Origin of the sequence: Qipengyuania xiamenensis (assembly GCF_019711495.1) — a bacterium.
GTDB lineage: Bacteria > Pseudomonadota > Alphaproteobacteria > Sphingomonadales > Sphingomonadaceae > Qipengyuania > Qipengyuania xiamenensis.
The window spans coordinates 615,482-636,138 of sequence record NZ_JAIGNM010000001.1; the positions used below are offsets into that span (position 1 = coordinate 615,482).

Sequence of the window (20,657 nt, forward strand, 5' to 3'; positions counted from 1 at the left end):
CCAGCTATTAGGCTAGCGGCGTGGATGCAACGTGAAGATTCGGGCGCGCGGCGCAAAATATGCGCAGCGCGCCCGATTGTCTTAGTAGCGGTAGTGTTCCGGCTTGAACGGACCTTCGACCGGCACGCCGATATAGTCTGCCTGTTCCTTGCTAAGCTGGGTGAGCTTGACGCCCAGCTTGTCGAGATGGAGCGCGGCGACCTTTTCGTCGAGCTGCTTGGGCAGGACGTAGACGTCGTTCTCGTAGCCGTCGGTGTTTTCCCAGAGTTCGATCTGCGCCAGCACCTGATTGGTGAAGGAGCAGCTCATCACGAAGCTGGGGTGACCGGTGGCGCAGGCGAGGTTCACCAGGCGGCCCTTGGCCAGCACGATGATTTCCTTGCCGTCGGGGAACTTAACGAGGTCGGTGCCCGGCTTGAGTTCGGTCCACTCGTAATTGTCGAGCGCGGAGATCTGGATCTCGCTGTCGAAGTGGCCGATGTTGCACACGATGCTCATCGGTTTCATCGCCTTCATGTGTTCGGCGGTGATGACGTCTTCATTGCCGGTGGTGGTGACGAAGATGTCGGCGCGGGTGACCGCGTCTTCCATCGTCACGACCTCATAGCCTTCCATCGCCGCCTGCAGCGCGCAGATCGGATCGATTTCAGTCACGAGCACGCGGGCGCCGCCATTGCGCAGCGACTGCGCCGAGCCTTTGCCGACGTCGCCATAGCCGGCAACGCAGGCGACCTTGCCCGAGAGCATCACGTCGGTCGCACGGCGGATCGCGTCGACCAGCGATTCACGGCAGCCATAGAGGTTGTCGAACTTCGACTTGGTCACGCTGTCGTTCACGTTGATCGCGGGGAACGGCAGCTTGCCCTGCTTGGCAAGGTGGTAGAGGCGGTGGACGCCGGTGGTGGTCTCTTCGGACACGCCCTTGATGGCCTTCACCGACTTGGTGAGGTAGCCCGGCTTCTTAGCGACGAATTCCTTCAGCGCGCGCTGCATCTCGATTTCTTCGGCGTTCTGCGGCTCGGGCATTTCCTCGCCTGCCTCGATGCGCGCACCCCACAAGGCGAACATGGTCGCATCGCCGCCATCGTCGAGAATGAGGTTGGCGGTGCAATCGGGGTCTTCATCGCTGGACCAGTCGAAGATCCGGCCGACATAGTCCCAGTATTCTGCGAGGCTCTCGCCCTTCACCGCGAAAACGGGGATGTTGTTGGCGGCCATGGCGGCTGCGGCGTGGTCCTGCGTGGAGAAGATGTTGCAGGTTGCCCAGCGCACTTCGGCACCCAGAGCGGTCAGCGTTTCGATCAGGACCGCGGTCTGGATGGTCATGTGCAGCGAGCCGGTAATGCGCGCGCCCTTGAGCGGCTGGGCATCGCCATATTCCTCGCGCGTGGCCATCAGGCCGGGCATCTCGGTTTCCGCGATGCGGATTTCCTCGCGACCGTAATTGGCCAGCGCAATGTCCTTGATGACGTAATCGGAGAATTCGGTCACGGGCAGTCCTTGATAATACAGGAAATTTACGCCGCGCACGAAGAAGGGGCGGCACTGTCGAAGCGCCGCCCCTAGCCTTTCAGCGGAGGCAGAGCAACTGCCCCTCCGCTCTACCTCTTTCGATCCCGAAAGGCCTTAGCGCCGCGCCCAGCGACCCCCGCTGCGCGGTGCCGGTCCAAGCAGCTCGTCGGCCGCCTGGGTGAGCACTGCCGGATCCTTCGATTTCGAAAGGTCCTCGGTAATTTCCTTCAGCTCTGCACAGCCGAGCCACGGGTGACCCTGGCCATACTGGTTGGCCATGCCGACGCTGATACGATCGAGAGCGCGCTTGGCACCCTTCTTACCGTGGCGCGCGACAAGGCCGCTCTCGAGACGACGAGCAGCCTGGTTGAGCGCCGTGATGTGATTGGCCGAGAACTTGCGATACTGCGGCTGGAAGTCGTCCGACCCCATGCGGCAGCGAAGCGAGGTGACCATCAGCATGATGTCGAGCTTGCGGACCTGTTCGTCCTGGCTCGCCGCGCTGGCGGTCGTCGGCGTCATGAGAAGAGCAGCGGCCGTCGCGGCGGCTGCCATGGTTTTCTTGAAATGCATGTCCCTTGGTCTCCCGTCGTGCGGACGTCCCGTGTCCACAACCAAGGTGTGCCTGCAGAATGTTTACCGGGTTTTAAAGGTGCGAAGTAAACCGCGGTTAACCATCCACCACCCTTGCATGCACGGCCCGTCTCACTAGATGCTGGGTGTGGATTTGAAGACACAGGAGTTTTAACAAATGACAATTGCCGTAGGCGACCGCCTTCCCGACGTAAAACTGGTCAAGGCTACCGCCGAAGGCCCCGAGCAGGTCCAGTCTTCGGACTACTTCAAGGACAAGACCGTGGCGCTGTTCTGCGTGCCCGGTGCTTTCACCCCGACCTGCTCCGCGAAACACCTGCCCGGCTATGTCGAAAAGGCCGATGAACTGAAGGCCAAAGGCGTCGACGAGATCGTCGCCACGGCAGTCAACGATGCCTTCGTGCTCGGTGCATGGAACCAGGCTGCCGGCAGCCAGGACATCACCATGCTCGCGGACGGAAACGGCGAATTCGCCAAGGCCACCGGCCTCGATGCAGATTTCTCCGGCTTCGGCATGGGCCAGCGTGCCCAGCGCTATTCGATGCTAGTCGAAGACGGCGTGGTGAAGCAGCTCAATGTCGAAGCACCGGGCGATTTCTCGGTCTCGAGCGCGGAGCATATGCTCGGCCAGATGTAAGCCTGTTACCCGTCCCGTCTGAGGACAAACGCGCGCCCCGCCTTGCCACCCGGCACGGCGGGGCGCAGTCTTTTGCGCGCACTTCGGGGGAACGTGGCCATGGAAGACAAGACCGCAGGCGATGACAAGTTCGGAATGCTGCTCGGCTGGAGGGCGGACCCTGCCGGCGAGAAGATCGCCTTGCTGATGCAGAGAACGAGCAAGGTCGTCGACAGCAACGAAGACGTGCGCGAGTTTCGCTATTTCCTGACCAAGCAGCAGGCCGTGCAGCTGGGGAACTATCTCTACGGCGTTGCAGGCGAGACTGCGCCTACGCGTAAGAAGCGCGGATTCTTTGCGAAACTCTTCGGGGGATGACCGCATTCAGCACAATCCGAAGTAGGTGAAGAATCCGCTTTTGGGTGGAAAGCAGACCTCTCGATCTGGCGAGAAGCCATATCGCATTGTGAACCTAGAGCTCAATCAAACCCAATCAGCTCCGCAGATCACATCATTCGGAAAGCACCCGCTCAGCGGGGGCAAAGAACTCACACCGGAGCCCTCTGGGATCATAGTCCAAAATAACCTCGCAGCCGAATTGGGAAGCCATGCTCTTTTCGATCATGAACGATCCAAAGCCGGAGCTGTCGGGGGCGACTACTTCTGGCCCGCCTGACTCGATCCACGTCAACTGAAGAAGTCGCCGATCGCCTTCATCCATTTCGCTCCAGGCGATCGCGACGTTCCCACTTTGGGTCGAAAGTGCGCCATACTTGGCGGCATTGGTCGCAAGTTCATGTAACGCCAGTCCGAAACCCTGTGCAGCTGTCGCCTTTATCCTCGTGGGTGGGCCCGAAATCGTAATCCGGTCTCCGATCATGTGCTCGAAATGTCCCAACTGAGAGCGGATCAGCTCATCAAATGGCACGTCCTCCCATGAGTTTTGTACGAGCACGTTATGGCTTGCGGACAATCCCGCAATCCTAGCCTCAAGTTGGGCTACATAGTCTTCAGGATTTCGCTTTGCAGTTTGACGAGCCAGAACTTGAACGACCGCGAGCACGTTCTTTGCGCGATGATTCATCTCATTCAAGATCAATTTTTCTCGCTCTTCCCTCGCGCGCCGTTCGGTCTCATCGGTGATCGAAGCGAAGAACACACCGCCTTCATCGGGAAAATATTGGAGTTGGACAGATACGGGATATGTAGACCCGTCTTTCCTCATGTGAACTGTCTCAAACTGGAGAACCTCGACCTCACCGTTGAGCAGTGGTTCAACGAACGAGAGAAAATCCTCTTTCGAATATTCCGGCTTTAGGTCCCATGGCGTGAGGTTGCGAAGTTCCTCCATCGCGAAACCCAAGTTTTCCCGAGCACCCCGGTTCACAAGCTCGAATTGGAACGATCGACTATCGAAGACGTAAGCCTCGCTAACGGACGCTTCGACAATCTTGCCCAGCCGTTCATTCAGTGATGCGGTTGCGAGGCGCTCAAGTTCAGCGGCTGCTCTGGCCGAGAAAAGTTCGACAATTTCCGTAACAGTTTTGGGATCCGAGAAAGGTGCATCGTCCATGACGGCAACCAAACCGAGAACGCGTCCATCAAGAGATCTTAAGGCCTTCCCGGCATAACTCTTTGCCTCGATTTCGACGAGCGTTTCGTCAAATGGATAGAGCTTCGTGATATCGTCTGCATAGCAACAGACACCTTGTGCCGCCACATCGGCACATGGCGTGTTGAGTAGGCCGTACACAAAATTATCGGCGGGACCGTGGTCCCAAAAGGCTATGGTAGTCGCTTCGTGTGGATTTGCAGGGTCAAACCGGCAAACAAAAGCCCATCTTATATTGAGGGCTTTCGCCAATCCTTCGACCACGACGGGGAAATATGCCTCTCCAACCACGCGTGACGTATCAGCAAGGATCGATAGAGCATTTTCGATCGTGGGCGAGTGCTGGGTTATGCTGGGATCGATACGGTTCAACGCGACCTCCCTATGATTGCTTTATCATAGACCGGCGTGTTGGCACTAGCAAATCAATCCACTAACGCAGGATCAACATGCTAGGCAATTTAAGCCTTGCCCTTTGCTCCGAGCACAAGGGTCAAACGGCAGGAATCGGGTCGCTAGCGGACTAGCCGCTTTTAGGCGCCCAAAGCCCCGTCTCAGCCATACCCCATCAGGCTAAGCACTTCCTTGCGGCTGCGCTGGTCTTCGAGGAAGGTGCCCATCATGCGGCTGGTGACCATTCCGACGCCGGGCGTGCGGACGCCGCGAGCGGTCATACAGCTGTGCTGGGCGTCGATGACTACCGCCACGCCCTGCGGCTGGAGGTTTTCCCAGATGCAGTCCGCGACCTCGGCGGTCAGGCGTTCCTGCACCTGCAGGCGGCGCGCATATCCGTGGAGCACGCGGGCGAGCTTCGAGATGCCGACCACGCGGTCGTTGGGCAGGTAAGCGATCGCTGCCTTGCCGATGATCGGGGCCATGTGGTGTTCGCAGTGCGACTGGAAGGGAATGTCCTTCAGGAGCACGATCTCGTTATAGCCGCCCACTTCTTCGAACACGCGGCTGAGGTGGATGCCCGGGTCCTCGCCATAACCGAGGCAGTATTCCTTCCACGCGCGCGCGACGCGCTTGGGCGTGTCGAGCAGGCCTTCGCGAGTCGGATCGTCGCCCGTCCATTCGATCAGCGTGCGGATCGCGTCCTGCACGTGTTCGGGGACCGGGGGTTTGCCAAGCGGGTTGTCTTCGTCGGGTCCGACCAGGCTGCTCACTTGCCGTTTTTCCTTCTGAACTTGTTGCGCATGCGCGCGAGGCGGCTTCCCTTGCGGAAAAGTCCGCCCTTTGCAAACGGCTCGAACATATCGTCGGGATGTTCGGGATCCAGCAGCGCGCTCTGGGCGAGCGATTCCTCGGCGTCGTTGAGGTCAGGCGGATGATAGCGCTGGAGGTTGCGGCCCTCGCCCGGGGTCAGCGTGTGATCGATCAGTGCGGCCATCGAACCATAGCGTGCCTGGAGCTGCGGCACCTCGTCCTCTTCGATGCCGCAATGCTCCGCCAGCAGCGAATGGCGCAGGCTCGCGATCATGCTGCTCGTCCCTGCATTGGCCTTGCGAGTGGAATCGATGAACACGTCGCATTCGCTATCGAGCCCCATCGAGCGGTTGTTCATATTCGCAGAGCCGATACGCAGGATCTCGTCATCGACGATCATGATCTTGGCGTGGACATAGATCGGCGTTTCGCCGGTCAGCGGAGTCCAGATGCTGAAGCGGCTCTTCTTGTCGGCCTCCTCGATCGCCCGGACCAGTTCCGCGCGAGCATGGTCCATCGCCTGCTGCTCGAGCCAGCCATCCGCATTGGCCGGATGGACGATCACGATCTCGGGCGGATCGTCTTCCTGGACCCGCTCGATGATCGCCTCTGCAATCGCGCGCGAGGCGAAATACTGGCTTTCGGCATAGATGAAGTGCTTGGCGCGCTTGATATGCGCGAGGTGGAGCTGCTCGATCTCCTTCACCTCGTCCCAGTCTCGATAGGCGGCTCGCGTCCTTGCGATACCGATCTCGACATTCTCGAACTGTGCCTTCAGCGGCTCGGGCCATGGCGAGCCGACACTGGGTTCGTACTGAGGCAAGCTTCCGCCGCCCGCACGCGTCCAGCGGTCTTCGCCCAGTTCTTCGAGGGCGTTGGCGACGTCGCCTTCCATCATCATGGTGGCATCGTGCCAGGGCTCGTAAGGCTTGCCGCGAGGGGTGACCCGGCGCTCGTCGTCTTCCTTATGGTCGCGCGTGTCCCAGCGCTTGTCGGTCATGTCGATCCCGCCGCACACGGCGACCTTGCCGTCGAGGATCGCGAGCTTCTGGTGATGGCTGCACCCCACCGGATGCGCGGTATCGAACTTGAAATTGATCCGCCGGTGGCGAACCCAGCGGGCCAGGTCCCACATCATCGATGCGCGCAGCGGCATCGTGAAAATGCCGAAGTTCCATTTCAGGAGCCGGATATCGAGCTTCTTGCGATGCCGCGCGAGCCAAGCGATGAAACTGCCCAGCCGTCGCGGATAGCCGCGCTTCCACGGACGCTGCCACCAGCGGCGGCCGCGTTCGAGATGGATGCGCGTGTCGAAATCCCAGCCGATCAGCAGCATCCGGCGGCGCGTGTGGAGCATCGCTTCCTGCATGAAGGCGAAATAGTCGGCGGCATCGATGATCACCGATGCCTTGCTCGCCATTTCATAGCGCCAGACACCCGGCTCCACGCCGGGGTCCAGCTGCGAAGTACGGCTCGAGGCCCCTTCGGACTTGGTGTCGGATGCCCCCTCCGCGCTCATGCCTATTCCTTGGCGTCCTCTTTCTTCTCGGGCGTCACTTCCGCTTCGGCCTTCTCTTCTTCCTTACGGCGATCGAAGACCGCGCGCATGTGCTCCATGTCCTTTTCATCGAGATGCTTCTCGAAATCGGGGAAGTGGTCTTCTTCCTCTTCCTCGATGTGATGGCGGTAATGGTGGTCGAAGTTCTTGAACTTCGTCAGCCAGCCGCCTTCCGACATGTCGGTCGCGGCAAGATCGTTGAGCGCTTCGTCGATCTCGTGATGCTCGGCAACCGAGTGACGCGTTTCATCGGTGGTCGGCGGCTTGCGCAGCATGGTCGAATAGAGCGCCTGCTCTTCAGCCGCAGCGTGGCTCTTCAATTCCTTCGTCAGCTCTTCGAACAGCTCTTCGCGCTCTTTGGTGTCGCCGCTGGTCTGGAGCAGCTTGTCGAGCAGCTCGCGGTGCTTGTCGTGGTCCTTCTTGAGGCGGGCGAAAATTTCGGTGGCATCGGCCATGGGGCAGTTTCTCCTTTTGCCTTTCAGAACAGGCCGAAAGCGAGGCGGTTCCAGCATTGCTTGAATACGGTAACCCGGCACCGCATATCACCGGCATGAGCCAAGACCGTCCCGGCCCCACCCAGGCGCAAATGCAGCAGATGGCAGAAGCGGTCGTGCGCGGCCTGCCGGAGAAGTTCCGCCAGCAGATGGGCGAGATCGTGATGCGGGTGGAAGACTTCGCGACGGTCGAGCAGCTCGAATCGGTCGAGCTCACCAGTAAATGGGAGCTGACCGGCCTTTACGAAGGTGTGGCGCTGACCGAACGGTCGGTCTGGGAGAGCCACCGCATGCCTGCGCGGATCTGGCTATTTCGCGAACCTCTCATAGCCGAATGGCGCGACACCGGCGTTCGGATGGACGACCTCGTGCGTCACGTGGTGATCCACGAGGCAGGCCATCACTTCGGCTTTTCCGACGACGACATGCACTGGCTGGAAGACAACGCCGACTGACGCACGGGCGTTCAGCTATGCGGGCTGTTGTCCGCCACGCCCAGCGATGCTGCAAAGCCCGGCTGCGAAAGACAGGTGCGGAAGGAACCTCCGCTACCCTGCAACTCGTGCGCCGGACCGCCCGCATCGACCTGTCCCTTGTGCATGATGGCCCGGTTCAACGCTGCAGCGCGCCGGATGGATTCGTGCGACCTTATGACCATGTCTGTCCCCTTCCATCCTGCGCCGGCTTCGTCCCCAAGCCATTGATCGCAGGATGCGGGCGCACCTTATGTGCAATCCTGCACGGCACAATGGACCGGCAGCATTCCATCGCAAGTTTCGGGAAGACTGTGTCCGCCTGCTGTCACGCTTCCGGGTGACATCGCCGGGCGGAAAATGGCCCAGAACCACAAAAGCCCACGACCCTTGCGGGGTCATGGGCTTTTATGGCGCGCCAGGAAGGATTCGAACCTCCGACCGCCTGATTCGTAGTCAGGTACTCTATCCAGCTGAGCTACTGGCGCGTTGGAGGGCGGCACATAGGTGGGTGCCGCGGCCTTGGCAACACCTAATCCGCGTATTTTTCCATCAAAGATGCCGCAAGCGCGATATCGAGCGGCGGCTTGTCCAGCGCAGCCACTTCATCGGCACCGAACCAGTCCACTGCCCCGCCCTCCAGCGCCTGCGGCTCACCTTCCCAATGCGTGCATGTGTAAAGGAGTATGACAATCGGGCGCTCGCGCGTGCCCTCTGCCTCCTGGGCGAAACCTGACGGCGCGAGATGCTCGGCCCGAATCGCAATCCCGAGTTCTTCCTCGATCTCCCGAACCAGCGCATTTGCGGGGGTTTCGTGCGACTCGACCTTGCCGCCGGGAAATTCCCACAAGCCGCCGTGATGCTTGTGATCGGGCCGTTTGTGCATGAGCCAACGCCCGTCCCCGCCACGCAGGGCTAGGGCTACTACCAAGGTGATTGTCGGGAAATTTTCCAAACTTTCGTGACCCCGCAACTTTTTCTTAACACCTGCCCGAGTACCCAAAGGATGTCAGCTACGAATTGACATTGGGGGCAACCGAAGTGGTCGAGTTTCTAAAAAAACTGAAAGCCGACGACCGCGGTGCAACTGCTGTTGAATACGGGCTGATCCTCTCACTGATCTTCTTGGCCCTGATGGGGGCTGTGGAAGCTTTCGGACAAACGACGATCGACATGTGGAATGGGATCTCGACCGAAATGCAGAACGCAGGAATCTAAGACGCAGGGTGAAGAGGTCAAAAAGACGCTGACACGGTTACGATTTGTCAACTTGTCGGCGTCAGAACGAGGATAGCTCAAGCCGTAGGACGCGGTGAGAGTCGGGTACGAAGACTGAACCAGGAGACGTAACATGAAGTTCATCAACAAGCTGCGCAACAACGAAGAAGGCGCAACCGCAATCGAGTACGGCCTTATCGCTGCTCTGATCGCTGTTGCTGCAATGACCGCAATGGGCGCACTCGGCAACCAGCTCGACGCCACCTTCACCACGGTGTCGGACGAAATGGCTACCGCCAACGTCTAATCGGCGTTTGTCGATACAAAAAGGGCGGCGAGGGTATACCCCTCGCCGCCTTTTTCTTTGCCTGAAGGAAATGTCGATCAGCTTCCGCGGATGACGATCTTCACCTTCTGACCGGCCTGGAGCTGGTCGTTCGAACCAAGGCCGTTGAGGACGCGGAAGCGTTCTTCCTGCGCAGTAGGATAAGCCATCCGGCGCGAGAGCGAACTGACCGTATCGCCGCTGCGAACGGTGATCACATCGAGCACGCGCGGCACGACCTGCGCTGCTTCCTGCGTCGAGACACGGCGCACCGACGAATACATCTGGTTGAAGGTACTCGCCTGTCCAGCCGGGGTGATCGCGAGGAAGTGATATGCGCGATCGTTCGCGAACTCATACGCGAAGACCGTCACGTCGACCTGGCTCTGGCCATTGTTGACCCGCGCCGTACCGAAAGCGGCAGGCAATCCGTTCACGGTACGCGTCTGGATGCTCGACGGCGTGATCTGCTGCTGGCTAAGCCCCGAGAACACGCTCTGGACGTAACTCTGCAAATTGCCGTTGTACGGGGCGAGCGTGAATTGCGCCTTCCCGCTCTGGCCGTTGATGGTCACGGCACTCGTGCCGTTGACCATGTAGAAGCCCTGCGGCGCTGTGAAAGCGAGGCGCAGTTCCGGATGGATGAACTGGCGGCCTTCCACGATGCCCTGTTCGGGATCATCGCCATAGACCAGCCCGTCGATGCGGGTGAGGAAGGTGTCGCGGTTGAGCGTGCCACTCATTCCCTGCGTCTTGCTCAGCGCGGTCTGTACGCGGCTGGCCGGATCGGGATGGGTCGACGCCCATTCCGGAAGGCGCGCATCGTCGCGGCCCTGAAGTCGGGCATCGAGCGCGTTCTGGTTTGCAAGGCTGGCCAGAACCGTCGCCATGGCGCGCGGATCGTAACCTGCATTGTTGAGATACTGGATGCCGAGTTCGTCGGCTTCCAGTTCCTGGTTGCGCGAGAACTTCAGCGTCAGCATCTGCGAGCCCTGCAGCGCCGCTTGGCCGAGCTGCTGGCCGAGCGGATTGCTGCCAAGCAATACGCTCGACAGGATCGCCGCGCCCACTCCGAAGATCTGGTTGCGCTGTGCCGCGGCCTGACGGCGCTGCGAATGGCGGGCCGCAACATGGCCGACTTCGTGGCCGAGAACGCCAGCCAGTTCGGCCTCGTTGTTCATCAGCGTTACGAGCTGGCGGGTGGTGTAGATATAGCCGCCGGGAATCGCGAAGGCGTTGTTCACCGGGCTGTTGACGAGGCTGACGGTGAAGCTGTCACGCGCGCCGCCAAGACCCGACTGCACGGCGATGTTCTTGCCGACCTGCTCGACATAGACCGCCTGCGGTCCGGTCATGGCGCCGCCGAATTCGGCGAGCAGCTGCGGGTGGGCTTCAGCGCCGATCTCGGCTTCGCTCTGGGTGATCGGGGCAGACGCATCGGGGATGGTCCCGCCCATGCAACCGGCAAGCGCGATCGACAGGACTGCAGTGGTGGAAGTGGCGATTATTCTGGTGCGCGACATGGCGTATCTCCCTGGGGAGGCGGCGCGCAAGTCGTCAGCGACCGAAGCGCAGCCCGTTTGGTTTACCTTGGGAGAACAGGAGGATGGGGCGGTTTGTTCCCGCGCCCTCCTCTAATCCTGCGCTGACGGTTAGCCAGCCATCTGCAGGAAGCGTTCTTCGCGCATCCGCTTCAGCTCGTCGGGAGAGGATTTCGACAGCATGTCCAGTTCCTCGCCGATCGCCTGACCGAGCTCTTCGGCCATCCGCTTGGGATCGCGATGCGCGCCGCCAACCGGTTCGTTGACGATGCGGTCGATCACGCCGAGCTTCTTGAGGTTCTGCGCGGTGATCTTCATCGCTTCGGCGGCATCGGGTGCCTTTTCGGCCGTACGCCACAGGATAGAGGCGCAACCTTCGGGCGAAATCACCGAATAGACCGCATGTTCGAGCATCAGCACGCGCTCTGCGCTGGCAAGCGCCACAGCGCCGCCCGAACCGCCCTCGCCCACGATGGTGGCAACCATCGGGACCGGCAGCGCGAGACAGGCCTCCGTCGAACGGGCAATGGCTTCCGCCTGACCGCGTTCTTCGGCTTCCACACCCGGGAATGCGCCCGAAGTGTCGACCAGCGTGACGACGGGAAGGCCGAAGCGGCCGGCCATTTCCATCAGGCGAATCGCCTTGCGGTAGCCCTCGGGCTTACCCATGCCGAAATTGTGCCGGATGCGGCTGGCGGTATCGTTGCCCTTCTCGTGGCCGATCAGCACGACCTTGCGGCCGTTCAACTTTGCAAAGCCGCCGAGGATGGCCTCGTCTTCGCCATAGGCACGGTCACCGCCCAGCGGCATGAATTCCTCGAACGCATGCTCCACATAGTCGCGGAAATGCGGGCGCGAGGGATGACGTGCGACCTGCGTTTTTTGCCAGGGCGAAAGCGATTCGTAGGTGGTCGCGAGCAAGTCCGCGCTCTTCACCTCGAGCCGCTCGAGCTCCTTGGAGATATCGACATCGTCGCCTTCCGACGCATTGCGCAGTTCGGCAATGCGCTTTTCGAGCTCTGCGACAGGCTTTTCGAATTCGAGATAGGAAACCATCGCAGACCCGCTAGTCGCTACGGCGGGACTGCGCAAGCGGGTGACGCTCGTTGACCAGCTTCACAAGCCGCGCTGCGTCGACATGCGTATAGATTTGCGTGGTCGCGATATCGGCGTGGCCCAGCAGGGTCTGCAGCGCGCGCAGGTCCGCCCCGCCCTCCAGCAAGTGCGTGGCAAAGGCATGGCGCAGGACGTGCGGGCTCAGCTTTTCGGGTGGAAGGTCTGCGCGCACCGCCAGTTCTTTCAGCATCTGGAACAGCCGGACGCGCGAGAGGTGCTTGGTGCGCGAGGGAAATAGCCATTGCGAACCCGTCGGTCGGACCGCCAGCCAGCGCGACAGCGCTTGCTTCGCACGCTTGCTCACGGGGACGAGGCGGGCCTGCCCGCCCTTGCCTGTCACCGTCAGGAAAGGCTCGTCGCGAGGAACTGCGGACAGCGGCAGCGAGACCAGTTCGGTTGCGCGCAGCCCCGAGCCATAGAGCAGTTCGAGCATGGCGAGCATGCGGACCGCTTCCGGCCGGTCGCTCTGCGCTTCTGCCTCGGCTTCCTGGAACAGCGCCTCTACCTGCGCATGGCCGAGAATTTTCGGCAGCGGCCTGCGGGTCGAGGGGCGCGGGAGCGCATGCGTCGGATCATCCTCGCGCTCGCCCTCGTCCACCAGGAAACCGAAAAACTGGCGCAGTGCGGATATCTTGCGGGCCATTGTGGATGGCGCGAGCGAGGACCAGCCCTGCCCCAGCTTGGCGAGCTGGGCCGGTGTAGCGTTCGCCAGATCGCCCCCGAGCAATTCCTCTGCCTGATGCAGGTCTCGCCCGTAGGCCAGCAGGGTATTGCGTGCCGCCCCCCGCTCTGCGGCGAGCATGGCGAGGAAATCCTCGATATCGCTCATGGCCCGATCAGGCCCGCGCGACCGCCTCCGCGGCGATCATCCGGGCTTCGGCACTGAGGCCGACGCGATTGAGTGCCGACACGATGTGATAGAGATGACGCGCGGTCATCTGGTCCCAGCTCGTGCCCTGCATACCGAGCCCTGCGAGCATCACGACGAGCGCGCCGTTATTGGCCTCGGCAGCCTTGTCGATCATGTTGGTCCATGCAGTCGGCGCGCGCAGGTTGACGCCCAGCCGCTCGCTATATTCGGCGATATTGTCGGCATCGGTGCGGCCAAGGCCTGCGAGCCCGGCAAGCAGCATCTTCGACTTGCGTTGACCTGAGGATTCATCGCCATTCTCGAAAGTGTCGAGCTGGCCGTCGGTCACCGCGACATTCTGCGGATTGGCAAGCGCAAGCAGCGCCCAGCCCACGCTTCCATCCTCCACGACATCGGCCCAGCGCATCGCATCGCGATCGAGGCCTGCAGTCAGCATGGAGGCGATCAGCCGCGCGGCATCGTCTTCGAAATCATCGCTCGGGGTGAGGCGCGCGGAAGCATAGGCCGTAAGGACCAACCCGGCATATTCGTCATCGCCCGACCAGACATCGCGGATCGCTGCGAGGCGGGCGCCGGCATCAGGATCGACATAGGCATCGCGCAGGCGCGCAGCGCGTGCGATCGCCGCGTCGGCATCCTGCTGCTCTTCGCGGTCAGCATAGAGCTGCGAATAGAGGTCCACCATTGCCGCGGAAGAGAAGATGCCTGCTGCTGCGGCCATGTCTGCGCCGCGCAGGCGCTGCACGACGGGCAGCGCAGGCGTGGCCGCCCCGGCCTTGAGATAATAGGGGCCGAGCTGTTCAAGCAGGCCTTCGGGGATCGGTTCGCCCAGCGCGTTGGCGAGCGCGAACCGCCAGGGGTTCATCGCTTCAATATCGTCCCATTCGATGGTGACCGCGCGGCGTCCCTGCCCGGCGGCTCCGGCATAACGCTGCGCCAGAAGAACGTCGATCCGGTCTTCTTCCGTACGGCTCAGCAAGCGGCGCAGGTCATTGTTCGCAGCGGTCGTTTCGCCTGCGTAGGCAGCACAAATGCCTTCGAACATCTCCCACTGCACATCGCCGCGCTCGGCGCGTCCGAGGCGCACGACCGGACACGCTCCGGTGATGTCCGCAGTCCCGACATAGGCGTCGATCGCGGCATCGGTCAGTTCGGAAGAGTAGTCGGCCGTATCCACGTCCTGCACCAGCGCGCGGGCCGCGGAATGTTCGCCCATCGCGTTGAGCGTTGCGGCACGCAGCGCGGCGAACTCGACCGGGTTCATGCCGTCAGGCGCAGCAAGGCGGCTCGCAAGTGCACGGCGCACGAGGATATGACCCCAGCGCGAGACGAGCGGCTGGCTGGTGTTGGCGAGAGCAGCACGCACGATCGAGGCAGGCTGGCGGGCAAGCGATGCGACCGGCAGTCCGCCTTCGCTCTCATCGATGATGCCGACCCGCTCGGTCGAACGGCGAGCCGCGGGAGGAATGTCGTAGCGCGGTTTGAGACCAAGGAGATCGTCGAGTTCGTCGACGGTCATTTCCTCGAGTTCTTCAACCGAGGGAATGTCCGACAGCGACACGCCCGAAGTGTCGACCGGCCCGGGCGCACTGGGCACCGGCTGCACCACTTCGGAGCCCTGCGGCGTGGGGGCCGTCGGAACTGCGGGCGCCGAAGGTGCGCTGGTCGCAGTCGGCACGGGAGCCGGGGTGGGCGTCGGAGCAGCCTGTCCGACCCCGGGAGGCAGCAGGCTTTCGGGTGCGCTCTGAGCCATCACCAGCGTCGAGCACAGCGCCAATGCGCCGCCAGCAAGAAGGTAACCGCGCTTCATCGCAGCGACTCCGGCAGTTCGACGGGTTCGGAAATGGTGCGCAGCGGCTCTTCCCCGCCGTCGATCCAGGCGATGATCAGGACTGCGAGGATGCCGAGGATGGCAATGCCTGCGATGCGCGAACGTTTGACGGCCAAGTTTTTCGTATCCCCGGTGAACAATCCGATGCCTTGCCCGCGCCCTAGCGCATCTATAGGCCGAGCGGCAATGAGCAACGCACACACTTCGACCGGTGAATTGGACCTTCAGGCGCTCGCAGGGCGTATCACACGCCCGCTTGTGCTGGTCGGGCTGATGGGTGTGGGCAAATCGACCATCGGCCGCAGGCTCGCCACTGCGCTCTCGCGCAGCTTCGTCGATGCCGACGAGGAAATCGAGCGTGCCGCCGACCGATCGGTGAGCGAAATCTTCGAAGCCCATGGCGAGGCCTACTTCCGAGATGGCGAACGACGCGTGATCGCGCGGCTGATGGAAGAAGGCTACGGTGTGATCGCAACCGGCGGCGGCGCTTTCGTCGATGAAGAGACCCGCGCGCTGGTCCTGGAAAAAGGTCTGGCGATCTGGCTCGACTGCGATCTCGACACCCTCGTCGAGCGGACCTCGCGCCGCGACACCCGCCCGCTTCTGAAGACGGGCGATCCACGCGAAATCCTTTTCAATCTCAAGGAACAGCGCGGTCCCGCCTATTCGCAGGCGCAAATCCATGTCGTGACCGATGACGGGCCGCATGAGGCGACCGTCGAACGCATCCTGCAGGAGCTGGACGCATGGCAGTAATCCCCGTCGATCTTGCGGGACGCAGTTACGAAGTCCGCGTCGGCACCGGCCTGCTCGCCAATGTGGCCGAGGAAGCGGCCCCCTTCCTGCGCAAGACCCGCGTGCCGATCGTCGCCGACGCCAATGCGCGGCAGCATTGGGGCGAGGAACTGACCCGGTCGCTCGAGGCGGCAGGCAAGGAGCCCCGCTGGTACGATATCGAACCGGGCGAAGGATCGAAGAGCTGGGAAAGCCTAGCGCGGCTGACCGACTGGCTGCTCGCCGAAGGTGTCGAGCGCGGCGACCATGTGTTGGCGCTTGGCGGCGGCGTGGTGGGCGATCTCACCGGTTTTGCCTGCGCTATCCTCAAGCGTGGCTGCGGCTTCGTGCAACTGCCCACGACCCTGCTGGCGCAGGTGGACAGCTCGGTCGGCGGCAAGACCGCGATCAACACGTCTGCGGGCAAGAACCTCATCGGCGCGTTCCACCAGCCCTCGCTGGTCCTCGCCGATCTCGATGCGCTTTCCACTCTCCCCCCGCGCGAGCTTCGGGCGGGCTATGCCGAGGTGCTGAAATACGGCGTCCTGGGCGATGCGGGCTTCTTCGAATGGCTCGAAGGCGAAGGCGGCAATGTCGTTGCGCTCCAGCCCGAGCCGCTCGAACGGGCGGTCGCGAATAGCGTAGCGGCCAAGGCGCGTATCGTTGCCGAGGACGAGCGCGAGACCAGCGGCGCGCGCGCCCTCCTCAACCTCGGCCATACATTCGGCCATGCGCTAGAAGCCGAGACAGGCTTCTCGGACCGGCTCCTGCATGGGGAGGCCGTGGCGCTCGGCATGGTGCTGGCGGCCCGATATTCCTCTAGGCGCGGCGAACTGTCGCTGGACGATGCGGCCCGCGTGACCCGCGCCGTCGACACTGCCGGATTGCCGGCGGAGATTTCGGCACTCGGCCTCGACTGCGACGGACGAAAGCTCGCCGATCACATGCTTCACGACAAGAAGATGGACGCGGGCACCCTGCCCTTCATCCTCCTGCGCGGCATTGGCGAGGCATGGCTGGCGCGCGACGTCGACATGGCCGACATTGCGGCATTCCTCGACGAGGAGCTCCAGGCGCATTAGGCTGCGTGCCCATGACGCGCTTTATCGACCTGTCCATCCCGATAACCAACGATGTCATCTCCGACCCGGAGGTGATGCGGCCCAAGATCCAGTACATGACCCACGAGAACACGTGGGAGCAGATCGCCATGTTCTTCCCCGGGCTGGAGAAGGACGACCTGCCCGACGGCGAAGGCTGGGCGGTCGAGATGCTGGAACTTTCGACCCACAACGGCACCCATATGGATGCGCCGTGGCATTACCATTCGACCACAGATGACGGCGCCGAACCTGCTCCGAGCATCGACGAGGCACCGCTTGACCGGTTCTTCCGGCCCGGAGTGAAGCTCGATTTCAGCCATTTGCCGCACGGCCATGTGGTGAGCGCTGCGGAGGTGGAGGAGGCATTCGACAAGATCGGCTATGACCTCCAGCCGCTCGACATCGTGCTGGTGCAGTCGGGCGCGATCTACGGCACGGAGAATTTCACCGACCAGGGCGTCGGCCTTGGCGCCGAGGCAACGCTGTGGCTGACCGAACGCGGCGTGGAAGTTGTCGGCACCGATGCATGGAGCTGGGATGCCCCCTTCAGCCATACGGCGAAGCGCTGGGCGGAAAAACGTGATCCCTCGATCATCTGGGAAGGTCACAAGGCGGGCCGCATCCGACCCTATTACCAGATCGAGAAGCTGACGAACCTCGAGAACCTGCCATCACATGGCTTCACCTTCAGCTGCTTCCCCGTGAAAATCGAGCGGGCAAGTGCGGGGTGGATTCGCGCGGTGGCCATGCTAGAAGACATTGCATGAAAAGGATTTTCTTGAGTGCCGCGCTTGCCGCGGTCGCCGTACCGAGCATTGCCCAGGACACCACTCGCGAGATCGTGTCCAAACCCGATGCCGCAGATTTCACCCGTGCCGAAGCAGCCGTCGCACCGATTATCGCGCTTATCGAAGCGGAGAAAATGCAGGAAGCGATCCAGGCTGCGGCCAGCGGCAGCCCGCTATTCGCGTCGAAGCGTGCCGAGCTCACCTCGCTCGGCGGTCAGGCGCGCAGTGCGGTCGATGTCTACGGGCCGGTAGAGCAGTGCGTCCTGCAGTCGCGTGACTACACGACGGAACTCAGGTTCCACCTCAAATATGTCTGCCAGCATCGCGATCTGCTGATCCAGTGGAAGTTCAACGTCGACAAATTGCCTGGCGGCATGACCATCACCAACGTGAGCTTCTCGGACACCTTCTGACCTGATCGCCAGCCTTGGGAAGGCCGCGCGAATTAGCTCGCGCGTGCCTTCAGCTGGGTGACCTTGCCGGCGCCATGCGGCTGGTATTCGGCCATCATCGTGTCGTGTTCGGCAAAAAGACGTTCAATCTCGCTGCGGCGGTCGAGCAGCATCTGTGCGATGCCCGGCGCAAGGCTGTCGCCCTCGCCGATCTTGCCGAGAATGCCAGCGAGGTCGCTGATCGTCGCGTCTTCGGGGGTCTTGTAATAATTGCCCCTGGTATCGAAGAACCCTGTTCCCCTGTGTGCCATAGTTTGCTCCTGCTTCAGTGTTTCCGAAGCGACTCGAAGACAGGAATTATCACCGCACAGGCCAATTCTTAAAAGCGCATTTACCTTGAATCGCGCCCAGAGCCGCGAATTCGCAAGATTCGAAAAGGTCCGGAAACGCGCGATTGCGCGGCGATTTGGTTAATCGCCGCGCCCGCTTTTCGATTCTGCAATAACCCTATTCGAGTTCGAGGATGACCTCGTCCACGGCAAGGCTGTCGCCCTCGCCCGCGTTGATCTTGCCGACGGTCGCCTGCTTCTCGGCACGAAGGATGTTTTCCATCTTCATGGCCTCGACCGTGGCGAGCGGCTGTCCGGGCTGGACTTCCTCGCCCTCGGCCACGTGCAGCTTCACCAGCAGGCCCGGCATCGGGCAGATCAGCATCTTGGAAAGATCGGGCGGCTCCTTCTCGATCATGTGACCGGCAAGGTCGGCGATCCGCGTCTGGAGGATGCGCAGGCTATGCGTCGCCCCCCGCGTGGTCATCTTGTAGCCCGTGCGGGTGGGTGCGAGCTGGATCGTGTAGATATCGACCGGCTCTGCATCCTCGCCTGCATCATTATCCCACAGCACGACATCAACCATCGGTTCGCCGGGCGTGTACTGCATCTCGATCGTGACCTGTTCACCATCGACCGTCAGCGCATTCTCCTCGAGCACGACCTCGTGCGTGCTCGAACCTTCCTCGCGCTCGCCGATGCGGATCGTCCAGTCACCCGGCGCGTATTCGTTGCCGTCCAGCTGCTGGTTGATCCGGCGCGCGCGGTCGGCATCGGCCGTGGCGATGACACCGCCCACGGCAGCAAGAACGCTCTTCAGCTGGTCGCTTGCCGGCGCGCCCTCGAAACCTTCGGGATATTCCTCGGCGATGAAGCCGGTGGTCAGCTCGCCCGAACGGAAACGCTCGTGCTGCATGATGGCGCTGAGGAAGTCGACATTGTGGCCGAGCCCCTCGATACGGAAAGCGTCGAGCGCGGCGATCTGCAGGTCGGCCGCTTCTTCGCGCGTTTCGCCCCAGGTGATCAGCTTGGCGATCATCGGGTCGTAGAACATCGACACCTCGCCACCTTCGAACACGCCATCGTCGACGCGGATACCGTCGATCCCGCGGCGGCCGTTTTCTTCGCCGTCATCGGCCCAAGGCTCGACCGGAGGCTGGTAGCGCACCAAGCGGCCCGTCGACGGAAGGAAGCCGCGATAGGGGTCTTCGGCATAGACACGGTTCTCGATCGCCCAGCCGTCGATCTTGACGTCGTCCTGCTTGATCTTGAGTTCTTCACCTGCCGCAACACGGATCATCTGCTCGACGAGGTCGACGCCGGTGATCGCCTCGGTAACGGGATGTTCCACCTGCAGGCGGGTGTTCATTTCGAGGAAGTAGAAGCTCTCGCCCGTCGGGTCGGCGCCCGAGACGATCAGTTCGACCGTGCCGGCGCTGTGATAGTTCACCGCCTTCGACAGCGCGACGCACTGTTCGCCCATGGCCTTGCGCATCTTGGGCGTGACGAATGGCGACGGGGCCTCTTCCACGACCTTCTGGTGGCGGCGCTGGATCGAGCATTCGCGCTCGTTCAGGTAGATCACGTTGCCGTGCTTGTCGCCGAGGATCTGGATCTCGATGTGGCGCGGGTTCTCGATGAATTTCTCGATGAAGACGCGGTCGTCGCCGAAGGAGTTGAGACCTTCGCGCTTGGTCGCCTCGAAACCTTCGCGCACGTCCTTTTCGGACCACGCGAGGCGCATGCCCTTGCCGCCGCCGCCCGCGCTGGCCTTCATCATCACCGGGTAGCCGATGTCGTTGCTGATCTCGACCGCGTGGTCGGTATCGCGGATTTCGCCCACGAAGCCGGGGACGACATTCACGCCCGCTTCCTTCGCGAGCTTCTTGGATTCGATCTTGTCGCCCATGGCCGCGATCGCATTGGTGGGCGGACCGATGAAGGCGATATTCTCCGCCTCAAGCGCCTCGACGAAGCTCGCGCGTTCGGACAGGAAGCCGTAGCCCGGATGCACCGCTTCGGCGCCGGTCTGCTTGCAGGCATCGATGATCTTGTCCGCGATCAGATAGCTCTCTGCCGCCGGAGCTGGCCCGATATGCACTGCCTCGTCGGCCATGCGCACGAAGGGCGCGCGGGCATCGGCATCGGAATAGACCGCGACGGTCTTGATACCCATGCGCTTGGCGGTCTTGATGACGCGGCAGGCAATCTCGCCGCGGTTTGCAATCAGGATCTTGGAAAACAATCGGGCCTCCGAAAGGCAGGTGTACAAACGTATGCACGCCCATGCCGTAGCGGAGGCCC

Annotated in this window: 24 protein-coding genes and 1 tRNA gene; 9 read left to right on the top strand and 16 right to left on the bottom strand. The window is 62.0% G+C overall.

The features are described from left to right. Window positions 1-81 precede the first annotated feature (81 nt). Both ahcY and K3165_RS03045 read right to left on the bottom strand, forming a co-directional pair. The gene (gene ahcY / locus K3165_RS03040) at window positions 82-1,497 is read right to left on the bottom strand and encodes an adenosylhomocysteinase (protein ID WP_247713963.1); all 1,416 of its coding nucleotides are present in this window, start codon (window positions 1,495-1,497) and stop codon (window positions 82-84) included. Between the two features lie 129 nt (window positions 1,498-1,626). Further along, window positions 1,627-2,085 (bottom strand): S-adenosyl-L-homocysteine hydrolase, encoded by a 459-nt coding sequence (locus K3165_RS03045; protein WP_221547360.1) that lies wholly within the window; start codon window positions 2,083-2,085, stop codon window positions 1,627-1,629. A 178-nt stretch (window positions 2,086-2,263) separates the two neighbouring features. Here K3165_RS03045 and K3165_RS03050 point away from each other — a divergent pair, with 178 nt between their 5' ends. Next, entirely contained in the window at window positions 2,264-2,743 is a 480-nt protein-coding gene (locus tag K3165_RS03050; protein WP_221547361.1) for a peroxiredoxin, read from the top strand. Window positions 2,744-2,842: 99 nt separating this feature from the next. Further along, on the top strand, window positions 2,843-3,100 hold the full coding sequence (locus tag K3165_RS03055; protein ID WP_221547362.1) for a hypothetical protein: 258 nt from the start codon (window positions 2,843-2,845) through the stop codon (window positions 3,098-3,100). Window positions 3,101-3,233: 133 nt separating this feature from the next. Here the strand turns inward: K3165_RS03055 and K3165_RS03060 are convergent, their stop codons facing one another. From K3165_RS03060 to K3165_RS03075, 4 genes are all read right to left on the bottom strand, one after another. Then, a complete protein-coding gene (locus K3165_RS03060) occupies window positions 3,234-4,706 on the bottom strand; it encodes an HWE histidine kinase domain-containing protein (protein ID WP_221547363.1) in 1,473 nt (490 codons plus the stop codon). 182 nt (window positions 4,707-4,888) lie between these two features. Beyond that, a complete protein-coding gene (gene folE / locus K3165_RS03065) occupies window positions 4,889-5,500 on the bottom strand; it encodes a GTP cyclohydrolase I FolE (protein ID WP_221547364.1) in 612 nt (203 codons plus the stop codon). Further along, on the bottom strand, window positions 5,497-7,059 hold the full coding sequence (locus tag K3165_RS03070; RefSeq protein WP_221547365.1) for a phospholipase D-like domain-containing protein: 1,563 nt from the start codon (window positions 7,057-7,059) through the stop codon (window positions 5,497-5,499). Before K3165_RS03070 ends, folE begins: the two co-directional genes overlap by 4 nt. 2 nt (window positions 7,060-7,061) lie before the next feature. Next, window positions 7,062-7,553 (bottom strand): hemerythrin domain-containing protein, encoded by a 492-nt coding sequence (locus K3165_RS03075; RefSeq protein ID WP_221547366.1) that lies wholly within the window; start codon window positions 7,551-7,553, stop codon window positions 7,062-7,064. Window positions 7,554-7,648: 95 nt separating this feature from the next. Between K3165_RS03075 and K3165_RS03080 the strand changes: the two genes are divergently transcribed. Beyond that, the gene (locus K3165_RS03080; protein WP_221547367.1) at window positions 7,649-8,047 is read left to right on the top strand and encodes a metallopeptidase family protein; all 399 of its coding nucleotides are present in this window, start codon (window positions 7,649-7,651) and stop codon (window positions 8,045-8,047) included. An 11-nt stretch (window positions 8,048-8,058) separates the two neighbouring features. On the opposite strand, the gene K3165_RS03085 is transcribed toward K3165_RS03080, so the two are convergent. From K3165_RS03085 to K3165_RS03095, 3 genes are all read right to left on the bottom strand, one after another. After that, a complete protein-coding gene (locus K3165_RS03085) occupies window positions 8,059-8,250 on the bottom strand; it encodes a hypothetical protein (protein WP_221547368.1) in 192 nt (63 codons plus the stop codon). A gap of 226 nt (window positions 8,251-8,476) precedes the next feature. Beyond that, window positions 8,477-8,553 (bottom strand) — tRNA-Arg (locus tag K3165_RS03090). Between the two features lie 44 nt (window positions 8,554-8,597). Continuing rightward, window positions 8,598-8,951: a (deoxy)nucleoside triphosphate pyrophosphohydrolase gene (locus K3165_RS03095; RefSeq protein WP_247713868.1), complete on the bottom strand. Its 354-nt coding sequence runs from the start codon at window positions 8,949-8,951 to the stop codon at window positions 8,598-8,600. 140 nt (window positions 8,952-9,091) lie between these two features. Here K3165_RS03095 and K3165_RS03100 point away from each other — a divergent pair, with 140 nt between their 5' ends. Further along, the gene (locus tag K3165_RS03100; RefSeq protein ID WP_247713869.1) at window positions 9,092-9,283 is read left to right on the top strand and encodes a Flp family type IVb pilin; all 192 of its coding nucleotides are present in this window, start codon (window positions 9,092-9,094) and stop codon (window positions 9,281-9,283) included. A gap of 133 nt (window positions 9,284-9,416) precedes the next feature. Then, complete coding sequence (locus K3165_RS03105) at window positions 9,417-9,590, top strand: Flp family type IVb pilin (protein ID WP_221431410.1); 174 nt, start codon at window positions 9,417-9,419, stop codon at window positions 9,588-9,590. Window positions 9,591-9,667: 77 nt separating this feature from the next. On the opposite strand, the gene K3165_RS03110 is transcribed toward K3165_RS03105, so the two are convergent. The 5 genes from K3165_RS03110 to K3165_RS03130 all read right to left on the bottom strand — a co-directional run bounded on the left by K3165_RS03110 (window position 9,668) and on the right by K3165_RS03130 (window position 15,083). Further along, window positions 9,668-11,131, bottom strand: coding sequence for a M48 family metalloprotease (locus K3165_RS03110; RefSeq protein WP_221547369.1), 1,464 nt, complete (start codon window positions 11,129-11,131; stop codon window positions 9,668-9,670). Between the two features lie 129 nt (window positions 11,132-11,260). Beyond that, entirely contained in the window at window positions 11,261-12,205 is a 945-nt protein-coding gene (locus tag K3165_RS03115; protein ID WP_221547370.1) for an acetyl-CoA carboxylase carboxyltransferase subunit alpha, read from the bottom strand. A 10-nt stretch (window positions 12,206-12,215) separates the two neighbouring features. Continuing rightward, window positions 12,216-13,094: a tyrosine recombinase gene (locus tag K3165_RS03120; protein ID WP_221547371.1), complete on the bottom strand. Its 879-nt coding sequence runs from the start codon at window positions 13,092-13,094 to the stop codon at window positions 12,216-12,218. A gap of 7 nt (window positions 13,095-13,101) precedes the next feature. Next, on the bottom strand, window positions 13,102-14,946 hold the full coding sequence (locus K3165_RS03125; RefSeq protein ID WP_221547372.1) for a hypothetical protein: 1,845 nt from the start codon (window positions 14,944-14,946) through the stop codon (window positions 13,102-13,104). Beyond that, on the bottom strand, window positions 14,943-15,083 hold the full coding sequence (locus tag K3165_RS03130) for a hypothetical protein (protein ID WP_221431415.1): 141 nt from the start codon (window positions 15,081-15,083) through the stop codon (window positions 14,943-14,945). Before K3165_RS03130 ends, K3165_RS03125 begins: the two co-directional genes overlap by 4 nt. Before the next feature lie 70 nt (window positions 15,084-15,153). Between K3165_RS03130 and K3165_RS03135 the strand changes: the two genes are divergently transcribed. From K3165_RS03135 to K3165_RS03150, 4 genes are read left to right on the top strand one after another with little or no spacing between them, the layout of a single operon-like run. Then, on the top strand, window positions 15,154-15,723 hold the full coding sequence (locus tag K3165_RS03135) for a shikimate kinase (RefSeq protein WP_221547373.1): 570 nt from the start codon (window positions 15,154-15,156) through the stop codon (window positions 15,721-15,723). Beyond that, window positions 15,714-16,823: a 3-dehydroquinate synthase gene (gene aroB, locus K3165_RS03140; RefSeq protein ID WP_221547374.1), complete on the top strand. Its 1,110-nt coding sequence runs from the start codon at window positions 15,714-15,716 to the stop codon at window positions 16,821-16,823. The genes K3165_RS03135 and aroB overlap by 10 nt, the downstream gene beginning before the upstream one ends. A gap of 11 nt (window positions 16,824-16,834) precedes the next feature. Then, on the top strand, window positions 16,835-17,611 hold the full coding sequence (locus K3165_RS03145; protein ID WP_221547375.1) for a cyclase family protein: 777 nt from the start codon (window positions 16,835-16,837) through the stop codon (window positions 17,609-17,611). Further along, window positions 17,608-18,045 (top strand): hypothetical protein, encoded by a 438-nt coding sequence (locus K3165_RS03150; RefSeq protein ID WP_221547376.1) that lies wholly within the window; start codon window positions 17,608-17,610, stop codon window positions 18,043-18,045. Before K3165_RS03145 ends, K3165_RS03150 begins: the two co-directional genes overlap by 4 nt. A gap of 32 nt (window positions 18,046-18,077) precedes the next feature. On the opposite strand, the gene K3165_RS03155 is transcribed toward K3165_RS03150, so the two are convergent. Next, window positions 18,078-18,335, bottom strand: coding sequence for a hypothetical protein (locus K3165_RS03155; RefSeq protein WP_221431420.1), 258 nt, complete (start codon window positions 18,333-18,335; stop codon window positions 18,078-18,080). Between the two features lie 196 nt (window positions 18,336-18,531). Continuing rightward, window positions 18,532-20,598 (bottom strand): acetyl-CoA carboxylase biotin carboxylase subunit, encoded by a 2,067-nt coding sequence (locus K3165_RS03160; protein WP_221547377.1) that lies wholly within the window; start codon window positions 20,596-20,598, stop codon window positions 18,532-18,534. Window positions 20,599-20,657 lie beyond the last annotated feature (59 nt).

Bases quoted from the DNA above. Each gene is read 5' to 3' on its own strand.
- K3165_RS03045 (WP_221547360.1), bottom strand. From the start codon at position 2,085: ATGCATTTCAAGAAAACCATGGCAGCCGCCGCGACGGCCGCTGCTCTT.
- K3165_RS03135 (WP_221547373.1), top strand. From the start codon at position 15,154: ATGAGCAACGCACACACTTCGACCGGTGAATTGGACCTTCAGGCGCTC.
- K3165_RS03155 (WP_221431420.1), bottom strand. From the start codon at position 18,335: ATGGCACACAGGGGAACAGGGTTCTTCGATACCAGGGGCAATTATTAC.
- K3165_RS03125 (WP_221547372.1), bottom strand. From the start codon at position 14,946: ATGAAGCGCGGTTACCTTCTTGCTGGCGGCGCATTGGCGCTGTGCTCG.
- K3165_RS03085 (WP_221547368.1), bottom strand. From the start codon at position 8,250: ATGGTCATAAGGTCGCACGAATCCATCCGGCGCGCTGCAGCGTTGAAC.
- aroB (WP_221547374.1), top strand. From the start codon at position 15,714: ATGGCAGTAATCCCCGTCGATCTTGCGGGACGCAGTTACGAAGTCCGC.
- K3165_RS03050 (WP_221547361.1), top strand. From the start codon at position 2,264: ATGACAATTGCCGTAGGCGACCGCCTTCCCGACGTAAAACTGGTCAAG.
- K3165_RS03145 (WP_221547375.1), top strand. From the start codon at position 16,835: ATGACGCGCTTTATCGACCTGTCCATCCCGATAACCAACGATGTCATC.
- K3165_RS03105 (WP_221431410.1), top strand. From the start codon at position 9,417: ATGAAGTTCATCAACAAGCTGCGCAACAACGAAGAAGGCGCAACCGCA.
- K3165_RS03055 (WP_221547362.1), top strand. From the start codon at position 2,843: ATGGAAGACAAGACCGCAGGCGATGACAAGTTCGGAATGCTGCTCGGC.
- K3165_RS03150 (WP_221547376.1), top strand. From the start codon at position 17,608: ATGAAAAGGATTTTCTTGAGTGCCGCGCTTGCCGCGGTCGCCGTACCG.
- K3165_RS03110 (WP_221547369.1), bottom strand. From the start codon at position 11,131: ATGTCGCGCACCAGAATAATCGCCACTTCCACCACTGCAGTCCTGTCG.
- K3165_RS03115 (WP_221547370.1), bottom strand. From the start codon at position 12,205: ATGGTTTCCTATCTCGAATTCGAAAAGCCTGTCGCAGAGCTCGAAAAG.
- K3165_RS03075 (WP_221547366.1), bottom strand. From the start codon at position 7,553: ATGGCCGATGCCACCGAAATTTTCGCCCGCCTCAAGAAGGACCACGAC.
- K3165_RS03070 (WP_221547365.1), bottom strand. From the start codon at position 7,059: ATGAGCGCGGAGGGGGCATCCGACACCAAGTCCGAAGGGGCCTCGAGC.
- K3165_RS03120 (WP_221547371.1), bottom strand. From the start codon at position 13,094: ATGAGCGATATCGAGGATTTCCTCGCCATGCTCGCCGCAGAGCGGGGG.
- K3165_RS03080 (WP_221547367.1), top strand. From the start codon at position 7,649: ATGAGCCAAGACCGTCCCGGCCCCACCCAGGCGCAAATGCAGCAGATG.
- K3165_RS03095 (WP_247713868.1), bottom strand. From the start codon at position 8,951: ATGCACAAACGGCCCGATCACAAGCATCACGGCGGCTTGTGGGAATTT.